Origin of the sequence: Thermoactinomyces sp. CICC 10521, from assembly GCF_016055135.1 — a bacterium.
Taxonomy (GTDB): domain Bacteria; phylum Bacillota; class Bacilli; order Thermoactinomycetales; family Thermoactinomycetaceae; genus Thermoactinomyces_A; species Thermoactinomyces_A daqus.
Genome location: NZ_JAECVZ010000049.1, coordinates 1 through 8,609, shown reverse-complemented (window position 1 = coordinate 8,609; position 8,609 = coordinate 1). Strand labels below are relative to the sequence as shown.

13 protein-coding genes are annotated in these 8,609 nt (G+C 50.5%); 2 read left to right on the top strand and 11 right to left on the bottom strand.

Features of this window, described 5'->3' with window-relative positions:
* The 11 genes from I8U17_RS18660 to I8U17_RS17300 form a co-directional block, all read right to left on the bottom strand.
* A partial coding sequence (locus tag I8U17_RS18660; protein ID WP_304650722.1) for a phage portal protein occupies positions 1-490 on the bottom strand: 490 nt, incomplete at its 3' end.
* Between the two features lie 20 nt (positions 491-510).
* Positions 511-1,770, bottom strand: a complete 1,260-nt coding sequence (locus I8U17_RS17345; protein ID WP_198055908.1) for a terminase large subunit domain-containing protein — start codon at positions 1,768-1,770, stop codon at positions 511-513.
* On the bottom strand, positions 1,767-2,159 hold the full coding sequence (locus I8U17_RS17340; protein WP_198059909.1) for a hypothetical protein: 393 nt from the start codon (positions 2,157-2,159) through the stop codon (positions 1,767-1,769). Before I8U17_RS17340 ends, I8U17_RS17345 begins: the two co-directional genes overlap by 4 nt.
* Before the next feature lie 53 nt (positions 2,160-2,212).
* Positions 2,213-2,731 (bottom strand): ParB N-terminal domain-containing protein, encoded by a 519-nt coding sequence (locus I8U17_RS17335; protein ID WP_198055910.1) that lies wholly within the window; start codon positions 2,729-2,731, stop codon positions 2,213-2,215.
* Positions 2,728-3,024 (bottom strand): hypothetical protein, encoded by a 297-nt coding sequence (locus tag I8U17_RS17330; RefSeq protein ID WP_198059908.1) that lies wholly within the window; start codon positions 3,022-3,024, stop codon positions 2,728-2,730. Before I8U17_RS17330 ends, I8U17_RS17335 begins: the two co-directional genes overlap by 4 nt.
* A 9-nt stretch (positions 3,025-3,033) precedes the next feature.
* A complete protein-coding gene (locus tag I8U17_RS17325; RefSeq protein ID WP_198059907.1) occupies positions 3,034-3,831 on the bottom strand; it encodes a phosphoadenosine phosphosulfate reductase domain-containing protein in 798 nt (265 codons plus the stop codon).
* Positions 3,828-4,427, bottom strand: coding sequence for a ParB/Srx family N-terminal domain-containing protein (locus I8U17_RS17320; RefSeq protein ID WP_198059906.1), 600 nt, complete (start codon positions 4,425-4,427; stop codon positions 3,828-3,830). Before I8U17_RS17320 ends, I8U17_RS17325 begins: the two co-directional genes overlap by 4 nt.
* A 40-nt stretch (positions 4,428-4,467) precedes the next feature.
* On the bottom strand, positions 4,468-5,247 hold the full coding sequence (locus tag I8U17_RS17315; protein WP_198059905.1) for a phosphoadenosine phosphosulfate reductase domain-containing protein: 780 nt from the start codon (positions 5,245-5,247) through the stop codon (positions 4,468-4,470).
* Positions 5,216-6,613 (bottom strand): sodium:solute symporter family protein, encoded by a 1,398-nt coding sequence (locus I8U17_RS17310; protein WP_198059904.1) that lies wholly within the window; start codon positions 6,611-6,613, stop codon positions 5,216-5,218. Before I8U17_RS17310 ends, I8U17_RS17315 begins: the two co-directional genes overlap by 32 nt.
* A 273-nt stretch (positions 6,614-6,886) precedes the next feature.
* Positions 6,887-7,069 carry a hypothetical protein gene (locus tag I8U17_RS17305; RefSeq protein ID WP_198055915.1) on the bottom strand — a complete coding sequence of 61 codons (183 nt, stop codon included), beginning with the start codon at positions 7,067-7,069 and terminating at the stop codon, positions 6,887-6,889.
* Positions 7,066-7,434, bottom strand: a complete 369-nt coding sequence (locus tag I8U17_RS17300; RefSeq protein WP_232331174.1) for a helix-turn-helix transcriptional regulator — start codon at positions 7,432-7,434, stop codon at positions 7,066-7,068. The genes I8U17_RS17305 and I8U17_RS17300 overlap by 4 nt, the downstream gene beginning before the upstream one ends.
* 202 nt (positions 7,435-7,636) lie before the next feature.
* On the opposite strand from I8U17_RS17300, the gene I8U17_RS17295 reads away from it, so the two are divergent.
* Both I8U17_RS17295 and I8U17_RS17290 read left to right on the top strand, forming a co-directional pair.
* Complete coding sequence (locus I8U17_RS17295) at positions 7,637-8,134, top strand: ArpU family phage packaging/lysis transcriptional regulator (RefSeq protein ID WP_198059903.1); 498 nt, start codon at positions 7,637-7,639, stop codon at positions 8,132-8,134.
* A complete protein-coding gene (locus I8U17_RS17290) occupies positions 8,091-8,309 on the top strand; it encodes a hypothetical protein (RefSeq protein WP_152568505.1) in 219 nt (72 codons plus the stop codon). Before I8U17_RS17295 ends, I8U17_RS17290 begins: the two co-directional genes overlap by 44 nt.
* The last annotated feature ends 300 nt before the right edge of the window (positions 8,310-8,609 follow it).

Below are 8,609 nucleotides of genomic sequence, written 5' to 3'. Positions count from 1 at the left end.
CTGCCAAGCTATCCAGGGGGAGGTAGCCCACTTCATCAATCACCAGAACTTTGGGCCGTATATACACTCTGAGCCGTTTGTCCAAGCGGTTTTCCTGTTCCAGTTCCGTCATGGGCTCACCCCTGTCAATTGCTCGGCGGGAACTGGCCACCATGACCTTCGCGGACGTATTCAAGAAGGTATGCACCCATTCCCACAATTCATAGGAAGAGAGCATGGGATTGGGACGTTGGATGAGTTTTACCAGCCAATGATCGGGAACCTCTTCCAAACCATGATCCGTCGGGCGATAGACTCTCAACAGTGCTTCAGGGGCACTCGTGGCAATCATGGTGACACAAGCCGAAGCGATGCTATTTTTGCGATAGCCTTCATCGGTCAGCGTGGTTAAATCATACTCCGGGTCGGTGCGGACCGTAGTCCAGGTAGTGAGGAACGTCGGAGCCGCTTTCTTTTCAAACTGCTTGAGTCGTTCCGTTAAGTTGAACATGGTTTCACCTCTTTCTTTGCTTAAACAAAGATCTGCATCGGTGCATGTTCCTTCAATGCCCAACAAGCCAAGGCCAAGCTCATCACACAGTCGTCATGGGCGCCCGGTGGGGCACTGAAGGTCATGTTGCCGCTTTTCGTCATCTCGTAGCCGAAAATCTCCAGTTCATGAATCAAGTCCGGAATATCAGGGAAATGGATTTCTTCCTGCTCCAGAAGCAGTTGCAGATTCTCAATTAACTGCTGTTTGCTGCGTTGGGTAAAATGAAAACCTTCCACGTACAGTCCCCGTTGTTCCAAGGCTTCCATCACCACATCGCCCAATCCGGTAGAGTCGACAATGACTTGGGCGTCATTGTATTGCTGAGCCATCTGGACAATCCGCTCGATTTGGAATTGCCAGCTGACCTGATTAAACCGGTCGAAGGCCACCACCTTTTTCTCCTTCACATCCATGCAGGTCAAGACGGTATAGTCCGTTTTCCGTGCCAAGTCCACGCCAAGGATGTATTCTCTTCCGAATTGGGGCGGTTCGCATACCCCTTGGATACAGGCGTGAATGTTGCGAAAGACGCCCGCGCTTTCGTCCAAGAACACGGCTTCATACTCTTGCTGATAGACTGAATCAGGCAAGGTGCTTTTCACTTCTTCCAGTTCCGAGGCGGGAATCAGGGGATTGGAAGAGGTCGGGAAGGTGAAACTTTGGTACTCCGGATACTTGGGGTCTTGCCCGCGCAGAAACAGTTCATAAAACCAGTTCCGGCCCTTGGGCGTGGATATAAAAATCGCCCTTCCCCCGGTATCCGTCAGGGTCGGACGCAGCGCTTCTTCCCAGGCTTCTCTTCGAACCAGAGCGGCTTCATCGACGACCACGAGATCCACCCCTTCCCCCCGGAGCGTATCCGGGATGGCGGCGGAACGAAACTCCAGCACCGATTCATTGGTTAATTCCAAGCGCAACGAACCGTTAAAGGCCTTCTGGATAAAGGGAGACAAGGCACGTCTTGCTAACCGGTACGCAATCAGGGATTGACGGTTAAAGGGAGCCACCCACCAGCAAAGAGAGCGTGGATGTTCCAGGGCTTGCTTCATCATCTCAGCCACACAGGCAAAGGTTTTGCCCCAACGCCTTCCGCACGTCAAGATGCGAAAACGGGCAGAGGAATCGTGAAGATGCCATTGGGCAGAATGCGGGTGATACCCTTGGACGATCAGTGGCTGGGAAGAGAAAGCGGCTTGTTCCCATTCGTAAAGGTAACCATCGGGAGCGTACAGGGTCATTCTTTTTCTTCCTTTCGTTTCCCAAAGTCCAAGATGATACGCTGAGGTTGTCCCTGTTGCGTAAGCGAATCCAAGGCGGTTTCTTTGCCCCATCGGTTGGGGAACCGTCGAGACAGAATCCATGCCGCGGCTTGCCAGCTTCCCTTCTTCGCCGCTTGGTCAATGTAAGCCAATTCGCGAATCTCGGCTTCCGCCAAGGCTTTGGTCACAGCATCATGAAAGTTCCGATACTTTCCTTTTTCTTCCCTTGCCCCTTGTCGTATCCAGTTATAAATCGTTTGTTTGGAGATGCCCGCATAAGCCGCAGCCGTTTCAATGTAATGCCCCAATCGGATGATGGAGACTATCTTTTTTTGGATGTCCGGTGTCAGTTTGGTTGGTCGGGCCATATCGTTCCACGCTCCTTCACCTCCTGATCGCTGTGTGTTCTCATAAGGGAACTTCAGGCTTCACGGAAAAGCTCGGCTTTGCTGTATTCCCGCTCCCGTGCCATCAGTTCCAGGAATTCTTCCCGGCTGAAATCCGATAAACGGAAGATTTCCTCTTTCTTCATGCCCAATTGTTTTCCGATCTCCTCGATGGACTTGCCTGAATCCATCAGGCGCTTCACGATCGCTTTCATCGGGGCCAGCAGGTGGGTTCCTCTTGCGCGGTTGTGCGTGACGGTTCCGTAGATGTTCGCGCTCTCGTCCTGGTGATCGACGATGACCACCGGAACCTTTCCGCCCAACAAGCTCCGAAGCGGCTCTTGGCCAGCGACTGTCCATCGGTGAAATCCGTCGATAATCGTATAGTCCGGTCGGACGACGATGGGAAGCGTCCATCCGTTGGTCAGAATGGATTGCACCAACAATTTCAGGTTCTCTTTCGGAACCACGTTCGGGTTGTAGTCGTTTGGCTTCAGCTGATCCCGGTCGACGAATTGCAGCGAGTGAAGAGGAGCAAACAAATCGTGCTTCATTGCGATTTCCTCCAATAGTCGTTGACGATCGCGTAATAGAATGCTCGCAGCGTCCGGAGTTTCGGGTCTCCAGCGATTAACGCCTCGTACATCTCCTTGTAGTGCTTTTCCGTCATCATGGAATGGAAGCGGAGGAGGACATTTCGATAACGCAGCGCGACCGTTCGCTTATGCTCAGTGTTGAAGTTCTTGTCGATGTCGGATAGCAAGCGAATCAATTCTTTCTTATAGTCGACGTTTGGCTTTTGCGATTGTTCCAGTTTCCGCCTGTGCGAGGATTTTCGCCGGAACATTTCACTGTCTCAATAGAGCGCCACCAGATAAGCGTTCGGTTCCCGACGGGTCACCCGTTCCATGAGATCCGGGTAATACTCATTCATCTTTACCAGCACTTTGACTGTGTCGATGGAGAAGAACTGAGACACCCGCATTTCATTCCGGGTGGCGCCGGATTGCCAAAGATACCGATAGATGTCGGGTATCTCGATATGGTTCTCAAGGAGATACAGCCAGACATCCGAGTCCTTCCAGTCGTAGATCGGGAAGAGTCGTTTGTGTTTCTTTTGCTTCGAGATGTTCTTCAGCCGTTGGAGTGATTCGTACACCCGAATCCCGATCATCACGATCCCATCCACACAGGACCGATCCAGAAACGCCTGATAGGTCATTTTTCGCGGTTTCAGGAGAGGGTGGTGGGTGATCGCAAACGGGGGCATGGGACGTACCCATACGTCTCGTTTGTACCGGTCCCAACAGATGAAGGATTCGTCGTTTTCCAGTTCGTTCAGGCAGTTGAAGTGTTTCACTTCGAGGCAGTACCAATGGAACTTGGCGCCCACCAGCAAGAATTTCTTCCGCCACTCCATCACCGTCCGCTCAATGCAAGGGAAAACGGCTTCTTCATCGATGAAGTGAACCGTCAGAAGGGAGGGGTCAATCCGTTCTTCCTGAATGAGCGTATAGACCAGATGAGCCAGACAAAGGGAGTCCTTGCCTCCGGAAAATGACAGGTACACCGGCACGTTGTTGGAAAAGATGTTCTCGATTCGCTTTCGGGCGGCTTCGACGACATTCATCCGCCCCTGCTTTTTGATAATCATAGTTCAATCCGTCCTCCGCAATGCGGACAGTGAATGGTTCGCTTGGATTCGGTTGGAGGGGAAGAGGGGGGCTCTTGCTTTTCTTCAACCGCTTGTTGCTTGGCCTTTTCCATCATCGCTTCTTTTCGTTCAGCCGCTTCTTGGAACTCTTCAATTTCCGCTTCGTCCAGTTTTCCGTAATCAGCCAGTTGCTGTTCGGTATCCTCGAGATCACCAAGCAAGTCTTTCAGCAGATCATCATCAAACCCCGGGATATCCAGCTCATCTTTCAGTTCTCCCAGGATTTCCAGCATGGCTTTGTTATCGTCGATACCTAAGCTGTACACCCGGTTATCCGCCAGCATCAGCTTTTTCTTCTGCTTATCCGTCAGGTGCGTAACGCGCAGAACATCGGCCTCGGTCACTCCCATCTCTTTCAAGGCTTCATACAGACCGTTTCCGGCAAGGATGACATTGTTCTCATCCACGATCAGAGGCCGGATTTGGCCGAACATCTTGACGCTGCGAATCATCTCTTGAATCTGCTTTTTCGGGTGAATGCGTACGTTTTTCTCGGGGTTCCTCAGTTCCGTCAGCTTAATTTTCTCTGTTTTCATGCGACTCGCTCCTTCTTTCCTCTCTTCTGGACTAAACCCATCAAGTCTCCTCCTTCAGGAATTCCCGGGCAGAGGGGATGAGCGTGGCAACTTCTTGGACGATGGAGGGGTCGATGGAGTACACCTCTCGCCATCCTTGTCGGATGGAACCGGTATATTGTCGGGCCGGCCAACACCCTGTTCCCACTTTGAACCCGTTTGGCCATTGGTAGATGGGAGGCAACGGGATATGGTAGTAGTGAATGAGTCCCAGAACATGCTCATGCTTCCAGTCACGAAGGGGACTGTAACGAGTGATGCCTTTTTTGTTGGTGTAGAGGTTGGCCCCGGCTTTTCCGGTGTAATTTCCATCCGCTTTCCTCCGACCCAGAATGATCATGTCCAGTTGATGCCGCTGAACATAGAGTTCTTGCGCCCGATGCTGGATGATCTTGAACCACTTGGCTGCCGTCTGTGCATCCTGCGGAAACAGCATGTGAAGGTTCTTCGCCAGCCATTTCAAGTCTTGTCCGGTGTTGATGATTTCCAGTTGGGGTGGCCTGTGATCGTTCACCCACTGTATAAACGCCGGATACTCCAGATTGGACATGGCAAAGACACATGCTTCGATGCCCGCTTGCTCCATGACAAACTGAAGAGCGAGGGAATCTTTCCCCCCGCTCCAACCAAACGCGACATTCTGACCCTTCGTGTTTTTGTGAACATCCTCCACGGTTCGGTCGATCAACGAATCGATCTCCGCCTTGCTGACCCGCTCCTCGATCTGCTGCATGGCCCGGAGCCAGTCATCATTGGAGATCGCTTGTTTCTTTCCGAGCAAAGCGATTCCCCCCTACGTTGGATAGCAAGAAAGCCACGATTCCGGACAAGAGCAGCGTGGTCAGGCTTCCGATCACCTTGAGCGTACTGTTATCCACCAGATTGCCATAGGCGAAGATCGGCCAGCCGACCAGAAGCGAGGACAAGACGCCGAAAAAGACTCCTTTCTCCGACAACCGGACTCCGAGCAGGGTCAGTACCGTGGTGGCAAACGTCGAAGCCCGAAGCGTCCCATAGAACAGAAACAGACGGTCAATGGTCAGACCGGGAAGGTTGGCCAGCCCAATGGAAACCAGTGTCAGGAGGAGCATACTCAGCCGGTAATCTTTGAGCCCGGCTTTCTCCCTCAGGTCGCCGACCAGCGATGAGATGGAGCAGAGGTTACTACTGACCGTAGACAGGAGACCGGACAACAGCATGAACAGGAAAATCCACAGTGCCCAACGCGGGAAAAGGGAGGACACCAGTTCAAGATTGACGACTTGGGGGTTTTGTGCCTTCATGCCGATGCCCGCTGCCACAAAGCCCAGAATGCCCATCATGAGCGGTACAATGGCGAACAGGACAGCGCCCAGTGCAAAGGAAGCACCGATTTTCTCCTTCTTCACCGAGAAGGCCCGTTGCCAGAAGCTTTGATCTCCGAACGGACCGGAAAGAAGACTGATCGCAGCCGGAATACCGAACGACAACAGCACCTCAAGCCCCTTGGCATCGAAGAGACTCCCGTATTGGTGGCTCACTCCGCTAAGACCGGAGATCAGTGAAGAGAAGCCCTTCAGATGAATGGCCCACGGAGCCAACAAGAAGCAAGCACCGATCATCATCACCATTTGAACCGCGTCGGTGATGACGGAAGCGCGAATACCATGGGTGAAGGAGTAACTGTAGGTGAACAGCCCCAACAGGATGGTCATCAACCAGAACGGCAGCCCCGTCAGCAAGCTCAGGATTTTCCCGCCTGCCAGCAGTTGAACCACGGTGGAGAACAGGGACAATGCCGACAACTGAAACAGATACACCGTTTTCACGCGAGGGGAATAGCGATGCTCCATATATTCCGACAGCGTAAAGCCATTTGACATTTGCTCCCGAATCCGCTTGGCAATCGGGATGAAGATCAGCAGGCAAAGGACATTCGGCACCAGGAACCAGAACAGTCCCGGAATTCCGTTGGAATACGCCTTTTCGGCAGAAACAAAAAGAGCCGGCGCCCAAATCCATGTCGAAGCAACGGACAGCGCCATGCTCCATGTGCCGAACTTCCGATTCCCTGCCAGATAATCTTCTTTCGTGTTTTCTCTTCTCAGGAAGAAGGGAATGCCTGCAATGAATCCCAGGTAAACCGCCAGTACGATCAATGAGTCCATGCGTTTCTCCTCTTTCTCTTTTGCGTCGAATTGGGCCAAGAAAAAAACGCACCCGAAGGTGCGAAAGGGGAGAGCGGAAATGCGTTCCTATGCCATTGTCTTCATTATAAGAAAGGATGGATTCCGGTGCGCGCCAGATTTTGCGTCAACTTTGCGCCATCTTTTTTCTGTGAGAAAACTTCACAACTTGCGTCCAAAAACGCTATACTATAAGAAGTTGATCATGAACCTGAACTCCTTGAATCAAATGCTCTCCCTGAAACGGGAGATTTTTTATTTCTTTGGGAAGTACTTCTCGATTCGTTTCCGTGCCTCTTCCTGAATCTTTTGATACCCCGGGTCTTCTCTCCATTTTTTCTGAATCCGATCCCGTTCCAGTTGATGCTTGGCGCAAACGATATCCGGGTAATCAAAGCGTTCTCCACAAACTTGGCAGAAGTAGGCTTTGGGCTTCATTCATCTACTTCTCCCTCTTGGATTTGTTTCGCCAGTCGATAGGCTTGTTTCCGGCGTTTGGCTTCCTCTTCTTTCTCTTTCAATCGTTTCTCGATTTCTTCCCGTTCTTGCTGCAATTCTTCCTCGGTTTCTTCCAAGGTATAGAGATCATCCACTTTGACACCCAAAATCTTCGCCAGTTTGAACATCGTTTCCGGTCGGGGATAAGCGGCTCCGGTACACCACATGGTGATTTGTTGTTTGACAACGCCTAAGGCAATGGCCAGATTCGTTTTGGTCAGCTTCACTTTTTGGTCGTTCAGGTTCAGCATCAACCCTTCCTGTTTCTTTTGACTTAAAATCAACTCCAGATTTGGCTTTAACATCCCTTTCACTCCTATCCAACGCTTCTACTCCCCCCATTATATCACGGGAATATCCGATGTAAAACAAAAGGTGAAACAATTCCTTTTTCGATGAACAAATCGTTTAAATCGTTACCTTAATTTCAACAGAATGGCAAAGATATGGTATAATGATAATCAACTTGATCATAAATAGGGATCTCTTCAGAATCAGGAGGCATCCATGGTTTGGAAGGAAACCGTCAAAGATGTCATGAGAGAAACGGAATTGACCTTGTATCAATACCCGGTATGGAAGATGTCCATTGAGAATCAGAAAATCGCAGCCAATATCCCCCTATACAAGGAAAGAACAAGTCCCGCTTATACCGGATACCCATCCACAACCGAACGGATGGCCATCGAGAAAGTGACCAAGGAAATCAAGATTCAACAGATCGAAAAATCACTGGAGATTTTAACGGAATGGGAACGACAATATATCGAGGAAAAATACTTTAATCCCCGGCATCCATCGGATTATGAAGTATGCGAAGAGTTGGGGATTTCCAGAAGAACGATCACTCGTCTGAAAACGCCGGCGATTTTGAAAGTAGCCACCGCCCTGAATATCCCGAAAGCCGAGGAATGCCTGACGGAGATCATGATGAAGAAATGGGCGATACAAGGAGGACACCATGACCAAACAAGAGAGAATCCATCGGATTTGCGAACTGTATGAAGAAGCGATTGGAGAACTTCTCGCGTTGCGTGAAGAGATGCCCGTTTTTGATTATGTCATGGACAAGGCCATCATCCGAATCCAAGAAGCGAGGAGAAGCGTTTGGTGGCTACTGGGGCGTTCGCATCTTCAAGGCACACCCAAACCAAAGGTGGAACCCTTACGGAGTCCGTAAGATTTCAAGCGATTAGAGGCTCCTGCCTTCATGCGAAGATGAAAAACTGCTTATTTGGACACCATTTTGAGACACCTTTTTATCCATCTACTATAACACTCAAAAGGACACAAATTCGCTACTCCTTACGAATAAATGAATGATGACGCCAGAACCAAATCTGTTTCCCGGAAACAAACAAGCTACCTGCGATAGGTAGCTCGAGATTGATGACAAACCCCACCCTTTTCTTCGGAAAAGGAATGGGGTTTTGTATATTTCTAGGATATATACAGATAAAGTAAACCTGATGTGACCTAT

What these genes read in the sequence shown, in the direction of transcription:
- I8U17_RS17320 (WP_198059906.1), bottom strand. Translation starts at nt 4,427, where the DNA reads ATGAAAACAGAGAAAATTAAGCTGACGGAACTGAGGAACCCCGAGAAA.
- I8U17_RS17345 (WP_198055908.1), bottom strand. Translation starts at nt 1,770, where the DNA reads ATGACCCTGTACGCTCCCGATGGTTACCTTTACGAATGGGAACAAGCC.
- I8U17_RS17305 (WP_198055915.1), bottom strand. Translation starts at nt 7,069, where the DNA reads ATGAAGCCCAAAGCCTACTTCTGCCAAGTTTGTGGAGAACGCTTTGAT.
- I8U17_RS17340 (WP_198059909.1), bottom strand. Translation starts at nt 2,159, where the DNA reads ATGGCCCGACCAACCAAACTGACACCGGACATCCAAAAAAAGATAGTC.
- I8U17_RS17310 (WP_198059904.1), bottom strand. Translation starts at nt 6,613, where the DNA reads ATGGACTCATTGATCGTACTGGCGGTTTACCTGGGATTCATTGCAGGC.
- I8U17_RS17335 (WP_198055910.1), bottom strand. Translation starts at nt 2,731, where the DNA reads ATGAAGCACGATTTGTTTGCTCCTCTTCACTCGCTGCAATTCGTCGAC.
- I8U17_RS17325 (WP_198059907.1), bottom strand. Translation starts at nt 3,831, where the DNA reads ATGATTATCAAAAAGCAGGGGCGGATGAATGTCGTCGAAGCCGCCCGA.
- I8U17_RS17300 (WP_232331174.1), bottom strand. Translation starts at nt 7,434, where the DNA reads ATGTTAAAGCCAAATCTGGAGTTGATTTTAAGTCAAAAGAAACAGGAA.
- I8U17_RS17330 (WP_198059908.1), bottom strand. Translation starts at nt 3,024, where the DNA reads ATGTTCCGGCGAAAATCCTCGCACAGGCGGAAACTGGAACAATCGCAA.
- I8U17_RS17290 (WP_152568505.1), top strand. Translation starts at nt 8,091, where the DNA reads ATGACCAAACAAGAGAGAATCCATCGGATTTGCGAACTGTATGAAGAA.
- I8U17_RS17295 (WP_198059903.1), top strand. Translation starts at nt 7,637, where the DNA reads ATGGTTTGGAAGGAAACCGTCAAAGATGTCATGAGAGAAACGGAATTG.